This is a genomic window from Candidatus Avelusimicrobium luingense (genome assembly GCF_902757105.1).
Lineage (GTDB): Bacteria > Elusimicrobiota > Elusimicrobia > Elusimicrobiales > Elusimicrobiaceae > Avelusimicrobium > Avelusimicrobium luingense.
Genome location: NZ_CACVTK010000002.1, coordinates 297,371 through 311,534, shown reverse-complemented (window position 1 = coordinate 311,534; position 14,164 = coordinate 297,371). Strand labels below are relative to the sequence as shown.

Genomic DNA, 14,164 nt, shown 5'->3' with positions numbered 1-14,164 from the left:
AATAAAAACAGGAGAAAATTATGGAAATTATACTAGCCTTTATTGCCGGAGCCGTTTTGTGCGGCGTGGCGGCGTATCTAAAAATCAAAAATTTATCGTCGCGGTTGGAGCAAACTGCCCAAGCGCGTACACAAGCAGAATTGGAAAATGCTCGTCTAAACGAGCGTATTGTGTCATTAGGCAACGCACAGGCCGGTGCGGAAAATTTTGCCAATCAGTTACTTGCCCAACAAGATAAAAAATTTGCTGCGTTGCAGGCTACCGCCAAGGCCGAATTTAAGCAACTCGCTGCCGATACGTTAAAAGAACAGCGTGCCGAACTTACCGCCAAAAATGATGAAATGGTTTCTCCCTTAAAAGAATCTATGGATAAATTTACCAAACAAGTCGGCGATCTGCGCACCGAAAGCAGTACACACCATACGCGGCTGCAAGATGCTATCAACCGCACGTTAGAGTTAAATAAAAATTTATCCCAAGAAGCCCAAAATTTGACCGAGGCACTCAAAAGCCCTAAAAAGCAAGGATCGTGGGGGGAAATTATTTTGGAAGATGTATTAACGACATCCGGTTTTCGCAAGGGGATAGAATTTGATACACAAGTATCTATAACGACGCAAGATAACGACCGCGTCCAGCCCGATTTTGTTTTGCACTTACCGGGCAACCGCGATTTTGTGATTGATTCCAAAATGTCATTAACCGCCTATATGAAATGGCAAGCCGCCGCGACGGAAGAAGAAAAAGCCGTTGCCTTAAAAGAGCATGTCCTGTCAGTAGAAAAACATATTAAAGAATTATCTGAAAAAGATTATTCTGCGTTACTTCCGCATGAAAAAATGGACTTTGTATTTATGTTTATTCCAATAGAGTTTGCCTACTTTTTAGCCGTACAGGCCAAACCGGAATTGAACGAAATCGCCCGCAAACACCGCGTAGCCATTGTAACGGCTTCCAACTTGTTTTCCGTGTTACAAGTGGCCGAAAATTTATGGCGGCAGGAACGTGCCAGCCAGCTGATAGAACAAATTTTTAAGACGGCGCAAGAGATGTTGGATCGGGTGGGGTTATTTACCGAGCGCATGGGCGATATCCACACCAGAATTACCCAGTTGACAGATACCTACGATAAAGCAGACAAAACATTGCGCGGTAGCAAAGGCATTGTGGCATCGGCTAAAAAATTAGAGCAATTGCAGGTAAAATCAGCCCGAAAGTTGCCGGATCTGTTAGAAGAAAATACAGCCGAATTGCCGCTTTCTTCTTCCGCCGAAAATAATTAAGTTCGGTTTGGTTATATATAATAACTGAAAAACCCACCAAAAAGGTGGGTTTTCAAATTTGCCCAGTACAGGGATTGAACCTGTGACCTTTCCCATGTCAAGGGCGTACAGGGTTTTTGCTTGCTAATTCTCCGACGAGGAAATGGGGTTTGCGTTTGCTTCTTGTTGCCATTGCCAAAATATTGACAATGGTCAATAATTAGCAGGTTAGTTACTGAGTCAGGAAAGCGATTTTTGCTTCTACTTGATGCTTGAATTTCACGATGCTATTGTCGTTGTCCTTTTCCCAAGTAAAAATTTCCTGATGATTCACGTCAAAATGGGGCCTTTCTTCTTTTGATGTGGATTTTAATACATCCTCACGACAAATATATAATACAGGAATGCCTAAACCTTCGGCATAACCTGCTTCCCAATATGCCCCTCGGTTGCCGTGTGTTAAATCACAAATGAGGATGCGACTTCTTTTAATTTCTACGCGTAATTTATCATCAATTAAACTTTTCTCGTTAATGATTTCGTTCAATAATTTAAGTTCAAATCCCATTTCTTTGGTTAATGGTTTCAGATGTGTATTCATGAAGTTTTCGGCTTCTTCATTAAACTCCATGGCCATGAATATTTGTTTGCTTTCAGGGTTGCGTTCTTGCAATGCTCTAAAATGTTGCCATCCGTCGATTAGTAATTCTATCTGGATAACGACACCGCTATCTGCAATCAAGGCTTTAATAAATCCTAAAGATTGTAAAGTTTCTGTTATAGCACAAAAATTTTCATCAGTAATTACTCCAATCCAAGCTTCTAATTGATAAGATAGAGGAGGAACAAGAAGCAGTTTATGCCCTAAGCACGGAGAGTGACTTCCTATAAATAAAATCATATTATCAACTTGTTCCATTGGAGTTGGTAAAATATTTTCTTCTAATACTTTTTCAAAATCAATTATTCGATATTTATTGCCGCTCAGGTCATGCTGATATGGCTTGAGTCCAAATTTATGAGCAATATGATAGGCAAGTACGGACCAGTAGTATCGTTTTCTATCTTTATTTCCTTCTGAATGATGTTGAATGTAGTCATTACATTTTTGCCAATTTAGAAAAAACCCTCCAAGACAAGGGAACCAAACATTTTCTCCATTAATTGGGTGTTCTTTGTGACAAAAAGGACATTCAAAAGTCTTATCCATAAAAACCTCTATTTATTTAGTTTATAATGCGTCGTTCTGCCTGCACCTAGTTGCTCTAAAATGCCGCGTTGTTGCAGGTCGGCTATATCGCGGGAAGCAGTATCGTGGGAACATTTGCAGATTTTAGCCCATTTAGTACTGGTTAGATTACCTGTAAAGCCGTCAAAAAGCATATTGAGCATCTTGCTTTGGCGGTCATTAAAGGTTTGGCCAGAATGTTGTTTCCAAAAGGTTGCCTTGGCTAGAACAGTTTTTAACAGTTCTTCGGAATCATTGATGGCCTTCTCTAATGTCCGCAAGAACCACTCAAGCCAATCGGTAATATCCAAATCGCCTTGTTGCGTAATTTCCAGTTGCTTATAATACTCTTTACGTTCTTTGGCAATCTGAGAGGACATAGAATAGAACCGATTAGCAGAAGATTCGCTCCGTGCCAGTAATAATTCCGTCAAAGCACGGGCAATACGTCCGTTTCCATCGTCAAACGGGTGCAAAATAACAAACCATAAGTGCGTAATAGCGGCTTTGAGAACGTTGTCAGTTTCGTCCGTATTGATAAATTCAAACAATTTCTCCATTTCGCCGTCCAGTACAGTTGCGGCAGGGGCTTCATAATGAACCTTTTCGTTTCCCATTGGTCCCGAAACAACCTGCATAGGGCCTAATTTATCATCCCGATAATCCCCCGTTTTAATGGTATAAAATCCGCTCTTACCATCCGGGAACATATGCTGATGCCACGCATATAAGCGGGCTTTATTGATAGGGGCATCATAGTGTTGAATAGCATCTAACATCATTTCTACCGTGCCATCTACATTGCGAGCCACGGGAATATCCTCATTAGGCAACCCCAAACGTCGTGCAATAGAGGAGCGAACCTGTGCTATATCTAACAGTTGACCTTCAATTTGGTTGGATTTCAAAATTTCTTCAGTTAGCGTTTGAAGCAAGGCGTTATCTTGCATGGCAAAACCTATATTCTGCATTTTACCCAATAACAACCCTTGCGACAGTTTTACCTGTGCAAGCAGTGCCAAAATCTTTGTTTCATCCCACGTAAAATGCGGCCAATTTTCATTTTGATAGATATACATAAATCGCTCCTGTATACCTATTATAGCATAAACTACGCATAAAGTACGCAAAAAATGCGTAGTTTATGCGTAGATTACGGCTTTCTACTATACAATATTAAGCGGAATCATTCCATCCATTACCATCATTTTACTGGCAATTTCGCCCGTTTTAAACCGTAAATAGCGTTGGGTGGTGGTTATTTTACTGTGTCCAAGCAACCGTTGCAAGTGTTCCAAACTGCCGCCACGATTGAGGAAATTAACGGCAAACGAATGTCTCATATCGTGCGGTCTTAGATGCTCAATCCCAGCTTTTGCGGTTGCCTTGTTGAGTTGATATTTGAGCTGGTTCTCTTTAACGTTAAATACATAGCCACTTTTTTGAGGATTCAGTCCACATAGAATTTGCTCAATATCTGCCGTTAATCCCAGTGTACGTGGTTGTTCTGTTTTGGTTTTTGGGATATAGAGCGTCTTACGGGTAAAATCAATGTTTTCCCAACGTAATCCCAATAGTTCTTGCCGCCTTAATCCAGTATAAAAGCCGATTGCTACACAAGGTCGTACCGCATCACTGATAAAGGGAAGTATTTGCTGAATTTCCTGTTCGTTGATTGGATGCGGTTGGAACGGTTCCTCCGGTTGCTTTTTAACTTTCCGGCATGGATTGGGTCCGCTGTATTGATCCCAATCGTTTAGGCAATTAAAGAACTTGCTAATGATGCCAAAATATCGGTTGGCATTGGAGTAGGAAGTTAGCTGGGCTTTTTCATAGTAAAAGCTTTGCACCAGTAACGGAGTCACGTCTTTTAAGCGATAATTACCGAAATAGGCCGCGATCTTTTCGAACATGGCCAAATAGGTGTCTTTGGAAGGCAGCGTATTGATATGATGTTTAATAAATAGCGGAGCCATGTCTTTGAATAACTGGCTTTCCTGCCTCAAGTACGGGTCATTTTTGGCTTTGTAAAAAGCGGTAGTCCGTTTGGCTAACTCTTGCTTGGCTGCCGATTCGTTCGTAGCCACGATACAACGATGTCTTTTCCCATTCTCGTCTATATAATCAATTCCGTACAACCCCTTTGCATTCTTATATACTTTCATATTAAATATTCTCCAATATTATAATATCATATTACATAATAATATATTATATTGTCAAGTATTATCTTTTCATATCCAACAAAATTTGCTATTATATCTGTATGTCCGAACAAAATAATGAGCAAAAGATCAAAACCATCAGTTTTACGCTACCGGAAGACCTGCTGAACCAAGCCAAAGCTTATGCGCAGCGGGAAGACCGCAACTTGTCATCGGTTATCCGGTTGGCTCTGAAACGCTTTTTGGAATCTGAGCAAGCCAAATAACAGCATTTTACTTAGAACGTCCTAATGGCGGCTCTATTGAGTCAGCAATCAGTTGGTCTATCTTTTCCCGTAGGAACATCAGCTTGCCGAAGGGTTTAACAACGCTGCCTTCCGGGAACTCTCCGCGGCATCTTTTGGAATATACAGTCGCCTTGGAAATACGCAAATAAGCCGCCACCTCATCCGGTGTCATTAACGGACTCTTAATGTTTGAGCCTACTGCTTTTTGTTCCTTCTCTGGCATATGAAATCTCTGGTAACTGTCTGCACAAAGGGTGTTTTAACACGTAATTAGCGGGCCAAAACAACGCCTCTGTGCAGTTCTGCTTATCTTTACATGTTCAGCCACTCATCTATTTGTGAGGCGACAAACAACAGCTTTCGCCCAATCTTCTTTACACACTTGGCAGGGATAATACCCATGCTTTTCCAGGTATAGACCGTGCCAGGGGTCGTACGCAGATATTCTGCTAACTCCTCTACGGTCATTAATTTACTGTTCATGTTGTTCTCCTTATCAATCACCACAATGGCATCGCAATTAACAACTCAATCAGTGCTAGTAGTACTGAGGCAAAAAGACGATTACCTAAATCTTTAACCCTCTCTTTACGTCCTAAACCGTACACATAGTGTTTGCTGATTGGGTTTAATGCCTCTACTTCTTCCGTCATCTTCTTTTTGAAGACAGCCAGGCAATTAACATCCTCTAGCTGTAACCTTTCAAATCGTTTCATAAAATCCCGGGCATGCCGTTTATCTAAATGTTTCTCCACGATTCGTCGCATGTTTTCCACTCCTATCCGCACACAGACACAGGCACAGAGCATGTCCAGCAGTAAAGACCGGACATTCTCGTATTTGTACTTGCAGAGCCAAATCCGCACCTTATCCAGTGTCTTCCATTTATCCGGCACATGCCAGTGCTGTATAGTTCGTGTTAAATTCTTGTGTAGTACCGCGTAAACAACATCTTTGGTAGCAAGTTCATTGAGGCAACATTGCGACAGGTCAATATCACACTGTTCCAGTTCACGCTTGATTTCTTTAGCTGTTTTGAGCGAACACTCAAACCTGTAAAACGTGCCCGGAAGATTGTTCAGTATATCCGCTACATCGGTTGTGGTACGTTTATTCTGCAGGATTTCAGCTGATTTGTTGTAGAACGCCACCTTGCGACGTTTTAAAGCACTGGCAGCCATGTGTCCGTCATCCGCGTAAAACGTAAATGCTTGCTTGTAATAACCGCCTTGATGTATTTCCTGCAAGTAAGGTAACAGTATATGCCCGTCAAACGGAAGATAGCAGACCTTGGCATAATCAATACGATATACATGGGCATATAACAAGATTGCCGGGCAGGTACGAATAAAGGCTTTCTTTAGATACGCGGTCAGATCGGTCATAACCTTGAACAGGTCGTTTGGGCTGGTTTCGTATAAATTATTAGGGTACAAAATCCGTGCCGGACAGAACTCCACCTTTAACTTCTCATCCGGCAATAGCTCTAAATACGGGAAGTACGGTCCGTTCCCGCGTAAATACCTCCAGTGCTGTACAATATCGTCTACGCACACTTTTGGACTTAGCTCAAACTCTGTATATGGTCGCAGTAGCAAACCGACTGTGTTAATCATAACTTGCTCACTTGTGGAGGTTTAACTGCTCTTAATCCTCCTACTAACAACCTATGTGTTCAATTTTGCTACAGCTAAGTTTAACACCGTCTGAAACAGTACATCCGGCATGCGGTATTTGCAGGGAAACACAGTCCGGGAACGCTAACTTTCGCCAATTTTGATTTTAAAAACCACATTGACCCCTTTCAGCACAATTAACAAAATAGGTGTCTTCTGCATGGAGAAAGTACGCCAAAACTTCTAATTTCCAGGGGATTTTAGAGCCTAAATTACAGTAGGATTAATCCCCGTTAATTTCCGACGTATATTTGATCAAGTTGACAGGGTTGCTAAGACGTGATATACTATATACCCCCCAGGCCGATTAACGTGCTGTTTGTGGCGTTAGATAAGGGGTAAGTAATTAGATTATAAGGAGACAAAAATGCAGTATAAAGAAGTGGTCTACGCGTTTAACTTAGTAGGCAATATACACCGTGGGGTAGCTGTACTAAACTTGCTTTGTGCCCATTCTGCTCAGGAACGTCGGGCAATTGTAGGTAATCATCTATTAAGTGAATTAGAGCTGTATGCAATCCGTAAGTATGTACTTCCCAGTATAAGAACTATATAATACGTTGCCCCCTTGTGGCAGCAAGGCTGAGTGAGTGCGTAAGTACGAACGGAGGACGTCCCGCCAAGCATGCGTAAGCATGCGCGGGCGGGGGCTGCCACAAGCATAAAGCCTGTAATGAACTTCACATAATGTAGTACAATGAAAATAGGCAGTGTATCCAGATCAAAGGAGTTAGAAGCGAATTAAAATAGCTAGTACATACAATTTGTGAAGATTATTTGTTGAAGTGTGGAGGAAGACCACACCGAGCAGAGGAAGGATTCCATATTCTTTCCGAGCAGATTTCAGGTCAACAGATAGTCGCCCTGTCTTACCCATCCCTCTTTACAGAGATTGGGTCAGGCGGCGATTATTTGTTAAGGGTTACCTGAAATCGCTCTTAACCGATATCGCCGCTTTTTTGTTGGAGTAACAGGAATTAGGAGGGAAATATGCAGCAAATTTGTAAAAACTGTGGTGAAGTTGCCACACCAGTCAAAATTAAGCCAGGTAGTGGGGGACTGGAAATAGGCCTATGGCTATTGGGTATAGGTACTGGTTTTTTATTACCTGTAGCGATTATATATAGTATTTGGAGGGTATTTGCGGCGGTAGGCAATTGCTGCCCCAAATGCAAACAACAAAACACAATGATCCCTACAGATACGGCTATAGGAAAGAAGTTGTTATCAGAATTTCACGCTAACCGGGCAGAAGAGAATAAACCATCTCAATCTGCTTCCGTATCAGAGGAACAAAAAAAGGATTGCCAAGATGCCAATCCAGTAGCACAAAACTCAAAAAAATGGGGTCCCGGTAAGATTATTTTATGTGTATTTGTTATAGGTTTAATTTCTCATGCAATTTTAGGGAGGGAAGATATTGAAAAGAAGGGTTCTGCTTCTGTCACTAAAAAAGAGCCGATTCTAACCACTCTTCAAGGTTGGGAGCTCAAACCCACTAATGCAACCCTGAAATCACTTGTAAAATGCAAAGAAGATACGCTGTTTTATAGCTTAAAAAATGATTCTATAATGCTACGCAAAAATTCTTGTAGTGGAGATGAAGATACAATGGCATTTTATATGTCGGAACAAAGTCGCAACCTAGCTAAAAAGAATTCGAAAGAGATCTTAAAAGTAGGTGCTACTGAGATGGTGATTGGAAAACCCAAAAAGACGGAGGACGGAGGAATTTCTGTTGATATTTTTATTTACAGATCTAAAGATTATCTTGCTGTATGGTGTATGGGTTCCCGAAGTGTAGAAAAAACTTGTAAGGATGTTAGTATCGAAATCGCAAATCAAGCTGAATTATTTTAGGAGATGAAAAATGAGAACATTGATTTTATTATTACCATTATTATTAGTCGGATGCAATACAATGTCTAAAATTGCGGAAGGTGGAAAAAGACTAGGGCATGCTATGATAGATCCCAACGGGTATAACGAAAAAAGAATACAAGAGTATAAAGTTAAAGAATGTCCGAAATCTTTTCATCAGTTTAAAGAAGCTTATTTTAGTGAAGCGGGGGCGGCATTTGAAGATATATACAAAACATTGGAAAATAGCAGCTACGACTCTTTTATTAACAGATTAAAAACAGAGGGTAGCTCAAAGATGATTTTGAAGAGCAATGTGCAGAAAAGTAATCCTGTTTTACTTGCGCTATTATTTAATGACGTCAGCACATATGCTGATACTATGAAAACTTTTGTGGAGGCTATACAAAAACGTGGAAATTATCAAGAAATGAGAGTCGGCGAAAAGAAGCCAGACTATGGCTTGACCGGATGGCCCAAAGATTCTGACATATGTGATAGTTTCGTCGAGCAGGAAGAGTATAAAAAGTTAGTAAAAAACTATAAATTGGTTGATGCTTTGGCAGATAATATTTACGATTATGCTTACGGCTTGGAAAAGAAGGAATTTTATAGAAAGGCCGGGTTCTATATAGATGGGGATAATCTGTTAATTCCCTATATGAGCGGAGTCGCCGAAGACCCTGTTCAGCACTATTTATATTACTTAAACGGATTGGAAGTGTTTCAGACTATTCCTGGGGGTGTTTTGGCCCGACTGCGGAATGGATATAGCGATAAATTAATTTTTGTATCTACAAGCCGTCAATTCGTAGATTCGGCTCTTTTGGATAATATCCCAGTATTGTTAACTGGTACAAAGACATATAGTACGGTCCTGAAAGTTAACAAAACCATCTATGCTTTTAAAATAGTAGACACTTCTCCGTATAGGAAAATTGTTCAAAATTTTTATTTTTATCCAACAGTTAAAGACACTTCAACTATAGATGAAAAGACACTTGAAAAGAACATGCAGCAACTATTTACAGTTGTAAAATAGTCATGAGTAAAAGAATAATACTGTATGTTTTATATATTGCTATTTTGTTTTATTCGGTTGATGTTTTGGCTCAAGGGAGCGATCTTAATCAAAACTTTAACAGAGTAGAATTGGCATCTGTATATGATGGCGACACCTTCCGCGTACATTTAGCGTGCAAATATGGGGTATTTTGCAAAACTATTCCTATTCGTGTACGCGGAGTGGATTGTCCGGAAATCAAAGGCGGTTCTGCAGAAACAAAAGCACTAGCCAAGCAAGCTAAAACATTTACTAAAACCTTTCTCAAAAGCGGTAAAATACTGCTGCGAAACTGCGGTCGTGATAAATACTTCCGTTTGTTATGTGATGTCAAAGTCAACGGCCAAAGTTTAGGTGAAGAACTGATTAAAGCGGGCCATGCCATCCCGTATGATGGTGGCACAAAAGAATAGGAAAAAGAATTTTTCATCTCCACTATATAAAACCATACTGGGCGATCTGGTGTGGTTTTTATATGTCCAAGTTTTAATATCTACCTCCAAACCAGCGGAAAAGTCCTATATTTTTGCAGTATACCTTCGCCGCGTGCATCTCTACTATATAGGTCATCTCATCAACTGCAACGAAGAGCCGCTTATAAGTTTTATATAATTTTTGTCCATTACTTGACTTTTTTGTCCCAATTAGTTATACTATCAAAAAGGACTGGATTATGAAAAAGAAAAACATATTGAATCTCATTAAATACCATGTGGAAAAAAACGATTCTGCATTTCGAAATGAAGCTTATGAAATAGCTCGATATTTCGATCAAAATAATGATGCCCAGTTATCAGAATATATTATGGCATTACTTGCTGATGTAAATACTTTTTCTCCACAGATTAATGTAACAAATTTTAAATTCATTAAGTCGGTAAATGTTCAAACAGATTCATTGCCTTTGCCTGATGCAATCAAAGACCAAATTATTGGGGTATTGAATGCTATAGAGCACAATGTAGGAGTCAATAAATTTTTATTTGTGGGAGCTCCGGGAACAGGCAAAACGGAAACTGCCAAACAGATTGCTCGCATTTTAAATCGTAAATTATTTGTTGTTAATTTTGACATCATTATAGATAGTAGACTTGGGCAAACTGCTAAGAATATTGCCTTAATGTTTGATGAATTAGCTAATATTCCTCAACCGGAAGAAGCTATTATTTTAATGGACGAAATAGATTCTATTGCTATGGATCGAGTCAACCAAAATGATCTAAGAGAAATGGGCAGAGCAACATCTGCCGTTTTTAAAGGATTGGATGAGCTTAATGATAAATTGGTTCTTATTGCAACTACCAATCTATATAAATCATTTGATAAGGCTTTGATTAGAAGATTTGATTCCGTTATTGATTTTAGTAATTATTCGCAAGAGGATCTTTCGTTAATAGCTGATTCTATTTTAAACAAATTTCTCGCAAAATTTAAATTTGCGGGTCGCAATATCCATTTATTTAGGAAAATAATCAAAAGTATGAAACCGATTCCATATCCCGGAGAATTACGGAATTTAATTCGCACATCTTTAGCCTTCAGTTCCCCTGAAGATGAATTTGATTATTTAAGAAAATTGTACTTTTCAATAAATAAACAAACATCCTTAAAGGATTTGCAAGCTCAAGGTTTTACGCTGCGAGAAATAGAAATATTAACAGGCGTTTCGAAAAGCTCTGTTTCTCGGGAATTAAAGGGGATATAGTTGTGAATAACGTATTATATTTAAAAGGAACATTTAATCAATCTTCGCGCACTCAAGCGGTTGGTCCTACCAATATTCCCGCCAATCAAATAGTAGAAGTGAGTAAAGTCCGGCAATTGTTGGCTGATTTACAGCGTTTGCGCTCGTATTGGATACAGAGACAACATATAATTCAAGGGGCATTAATTAGCGTATATTACATTAAACTTGCTGCTAAGAGTAACCGTGTCCATCAGTTGCTTTCAGAGTCGTCAAAATCTCCGAATCTGTCAATAGTAGGGGCGCGATTTTATGGTGATTCTCAAAAAAAACATATCATTACACATCGAGTAACTCTAAATGTGCTTGAACATTCAATTACTACATTGCAAAAGTGTATTACTTTATTAACGCTTCCCTGCTTTAGTAATGGCAGTATTACAAATGCTCAAATTGATGCTATCAATAACAACAACTTACTCTTACCTTTTAAACAAGCAAACATTTCAAAAAGTTGTTTTGTAAAGGCCATAGCGGATTGTTATTATGTAGAAAAATTTGATGTTTTGACCGATACGTCTTCTTTTCAACACAGATCAATTATCACGCTGTATAATACAAATGTAAATACAAAGGACTTATTAAATAGGATTGGGATTCCAATTTTGGAAGATCGTATTCTGAATGAGACCACCATTTTGCTAACACCTGATGAATTATCTATTTTACATCAGAAAGCGCCTTTTTTAATTTCCATGGCAGTAAGTGATTTAAATGACATCACAAAGGAGACTTTTTTATCTCAAAAATCTTCATCTATCACCATCCCTTCACCTGATAAAGAACCAACTATTGGGGTAATTGACACTTTGTTCGATAAAAGAGTTTATTTTTCCGAGTGGGTTGAATATTACGATATGGTAAATCCAAATATTTCTAGAAATCCGGAAGATTTTAGCCATGGAACTGCCGTATCTTCTATTATTGTGGATGGCCCTGCTTTTAATCCTCAACTAAATGATAATTGTGGAAGATTTAGAGTTAGACATTTTGGGGTAGCTACTGGCAAACGATTTAGTTCTTTTTCTATTTTACGTGCAATTCAAGAGATCGTAACAAAAAACAGAGATATAAAAGTATGGAATTTGTCACTGGGCTCTAAAATGGAAGTCAGCCCGAATTCTATTTCGCCCGAAGCAGCTATTCTGGATGAGATTCAGTATAAGAATAATGTTATTTTTGTTGTTGCCGGCACCAATAAAACGGACGATGAGCCCAACGTATCTAGGTTGGGAGCTCCCGCTGATTCGATAAATTCACTTGTAGTCAATTCTGTTGATTTTCAAAACCATCCAGCTTCGTATAGTCGCCAAGGTCCAGTATTATCTTTTTTTAAAAAACCCGATATTAGCTATTATGGAGGAGAAGGGGATCGATTGATTAGAGTGTGTACACCAACAGGGGAATCGGTTGTTTGTGGGACATCTTTTGCGGCTCCTTGGATTGCTAGGAAACTATGTTATTTAATAGATGTGGTAGGACTAAACCGTGAATTGGCCAAGGCTCTACTTATACATTCAGCAACTAATTGGGATGCTCAGCCGATGGATATATCAAATTTTATTGGTTATGGAATCGTCCCTATTGATATCAATCAGATCATCCATAGCAGTGATGATGAAATTCGTTTTATGTTAGCGGGGAATTCGAAAAAATATAATACGTATACATATAATATCCCGGTACCTTCTTACCAAGGGAAGCATCCATTTATTACAAAAGCTACCTTGTGTTACTTTCCTTCATGTTCGCGTAATCAGGGGGTAGATTATACTAATACAGAATTGGATATTCAATTCGGACGAATAGATGGGGGAATTAAACCAATTGATAATAATTATCAAACCGTACCAGGCCACCATGTGTTAGAAGCTGATGCTAGGAAATACTTTCGTAAATGGAATAATATAAAACATATTCGAGAAATCGCTACCGGAAGGAACCAAGGTAAAAAAGCCTATCAAACAGGCCTTTGGGGCCTTAGTTTAAAAAGAAACGAACGCTTGGATAATGGATACGAATGGGATCTTCATTTCGGTATAATCATTTCCCTAAAACATATTAAGGGAGAAAATAAGATAGAAGACTTTATTCAAAACTGTCAGTTGAAAGGTTGGCTTGTGAATCATATAGATGTTAATAATCAAGTTGAAATTTATAATCGTGCAGAACAGGAGGTGGTATTTGACGACTAATTAGTGTCTAATACATAAGAGTATCCATCTTTCTCAAAGATTTAAGGTAGTACAACTTAAGAAGGAGGTGAGAAAATGGATACAAGCCAAATGACAGAAGTATTCTGTCGCCACATTATCCGAAATGGAAAAACGATTTTTCCCAAAAGATCACAAATTTTTCATTTCTGGGTAAAAACAAAAAGAGCTTAAATTAACGGATAATTTAAGCCCTTAAAACGGCAAAGCTATTTTACAAATAGTTTTGCTAGAAGCCTAGCGGTTTTATCTACAAAATAGCATCCCGATAATCATTTTGTAGCATATATGCCGCTAGGTTTTCAAGTTTTTATTTAATTATTTTTATAGGATTGTTTCTTCACCTTTCCCGCGCGGACTTGCCAGCTTAGACGAGATGATTTTTACAAATTGCCAAACCAGGATAGCTAAAAAGCTACATTTGTATTGTACGACGCATTGCCAGAATATTGACAATAAAGCTGCAAAAACGCGCAAAAAACTGCAAAAAGCGGCCCTTTTGGGCTGCTGATCGGAAAAGTGGTTAAATGGGTATAAAATAAGAAATCCTCGTCGGGAAACGAGGATTATAAAAAATGCCCAGTACAGGGATTGAACCTGTGACCTTTCCCATGTCAAGGGAACGCGCTACCGCTGCGCCAACTGGGCTTGAAATAGTTTCTACTA

13 protein-coding genes and 1 tRNA gene are annotated in these 14,164 nt (G+C 39.1%); 7 read left to right on the top strand and 7 right to left on the bottom strand.

The window, feature by feature from the left end:
• Positions 1-20: 20 nt before the first annotated feature.
• A complete protein-coding gene (locus tag ACQY3H_RS02930) occupies positions 21-1,283 on the top strand; it encodes a DNA recombination protein RmuC (protein WP_428074687.1) in 1,263 nt (420 codons plus the stop codon).
• Positions 1,284-1,494: 211 nt separating this feature from the next.
• Here ACQY3H_RS02930 and ACQY3H_RS02925 read toward each other — a convergent pair whose 3' ends face one another.
• The 3 genes from ACQY3H_RS02925 to ACQY3H_RS02915 all read right to left on the bottom strand — a co-directional run bounded on the left by ACQY3H_RS02925 (position 1,495) and on the right by ACQY3H_RS02915 (position 4,655).
• Positions 1,495-2,472, bottom strand: a complete 978-nt coding sequence (locus tag ACQY3H_RS02925; RefSeq protein ID WP_428074685.1) for a hypothetical protein — start codon at positions 2,470-2,472, stop codon at positions 1,495-1,497.
• 8 nt (positions 2,473-2,480) lie between these two features.
• Complete coding sequence (locus ACQY3H_RS02920) at positions 2,481-3,569, bottom strand: Fic family protein (RefSeq protein WP_428074683.1); 1,089 nt, start codon at positions 3,567-3,569, stop codon at positions 2,481-2,483.
• Positions 3,570-3,656: 87 nt separating this feature from the next.
• Positions 3,657-4,655: a tyrosine-type recombinase/integrase gene (locus tag ACQY3H_RS02915; RefSeq protein WP_428074681.1), complete on the bottom strand. Its 999-nt coding sequence runs from the start codon at positions 4,653-4,655 to the stop codon at positions 3,657-3,659.
• 101 nt (positions 4,656-4,756) lie between these two features.
• Here ACQY3H_RS02915 and ACQY3H_RS02910 point away from each other — a divergent pair, with 101 nt between their 5' ends.
• Complete coding sequence (locus ACQY3H_RS02910) at positions 4,757-4,921, top strand: hypothetical protein (RefSeq protein ID WP_428074679.1); 165 nt, start codon at positions 4,757-4,759, stop codon at positions 4,919-4,921.
• A 7-nt stretch (positions 4,922-4,928) separates the two neighbouring features.
• On the opposite strand, the gene ACQY3H_RS02905 is transcribed toward ACQY3H_RS02910, so the two are convergent.
• The 3 genes from ACQY3H_RS02905 to ACQY3H_RS02895 all read right to left on the bottom strand — a co-directional run bounded on the left by ACQY3H_RS02905 (position 4,929) and on the right by ACQY3H_RS02895 (position 6,558).
• On the bottom strand, positions 4,929-5,114 hold the full coding sequence (locus ACQY3H_RS02905; RefSeq protein ID WP_428074677.1) for a helix-turn-helix domain-containing protein: 186 nt from the start codon (positions 5,112-5,114) through the stop codon (positions 4,929-4,931).
• Positions 5,115-5,254: 140 nt separating this feature from the next.
• Positions 5,255-5,425, bottom strand: a complete 171-nt coding sequence (locus tag ACQY3H_RS02900) for a helix-turn-helix domain-containing protein (protein ID WP_428074675.1) — start codon at positions 5,423-5,425, stop codon at positions 5,255-5,257.
• Positions 5,426-5,442: 17 nt separating this feature from the next.
• Positions 5,443-6,558: a hypothetical protein gene (locus ACQY3H_RS02895; RefSeq protein ID WP_428074673.1), complete on the bottom strand. Its 1,116-nt coding sequence runs from the start codon at positions 6,556-6,558 to the stop codon at positions 5,443-5,445.
• A gap of 1,050 nt (positions 6,559-7,608) precedes the next feature.
• Here ACQY3H_RS02895 and ACQY3H_RS02890 point away from each other — a divergent pair.
• The 5 genes from ACQY3H_RS02890 to ACQY3H_RS02870 all read left to right on the top strand — a co-directional run bounded on the left by ACQY3H_RS02890 (position 7,609) and on the right by ACQY3H_RS02870 (position 13,480).
• Entirely contained in the window at positions 7,609-8,478 is an 870-nt protein-coding gene (locus ACQY3H_RS02890) for a hypothetical protein (RefSeq protein ID WP_428074671.1), read from the top strand.
• Between the two features lie 10 nt (positions 8,479-8,488).
• Positions 8,489-9,520 (top strand): hypothetical protein, encoded by a 1,032-nt coding sequence (locus ACQY3H_RS02885; protein WP_428074669.1) that lies wholly within the window; start codon positions 8,489-8,491, stop codon positions 9,518-9,520.
• Between the two features lie 2 nt (positions 9,521-9,522).
• On the top strand, positions 9,523-9,954 hold the full coding sequence (locus ACQY3H_RS02880) for a thermonuclease family protein (RefSeq protein ID WP_428074667.1): 432 nt from the start codon (positions 9,523-9,525) through the stop codon (positions 9,952-9,954).
• A gap of 260 nt (positions 9,955-10,214) precedes the next feature.
• Positions 10,215-11,246: an AAA family ATPase gene (locus ACQY3H_RS02875; protein ID WP_428074665.1), complete on the top strand. Its 1,032-nt coding sequence runs from the start codon at positions 10,215-10,217 to the stop codon at positions 11,244-11,246.
• Between the two features lie 2 nt (positions 11,247-11,248).
• Entirely contained in the window at positions 11,249-13,480 is a 2,232-nt protein-coding gene (locus ACQY3H_RS02870) for a S8 family peptidase (protein ID WP_428074663.1), read from the top strand.
• 594 nt (positions 13,481-14,074) lie between these two features.
• On the opposite strand, the gene ACQY3H_RS02865 is transcribed toward ACQY3H_RS02870, so the two are convergent.
• Positions 14,075-14,146: transfer RNA gene (locus ACQY3H_RS02865), tRNA-Val, on the bottom strand.
• Between the last annotated feature and the right edge of the window lie 18 nt (positions 14,147-14,164).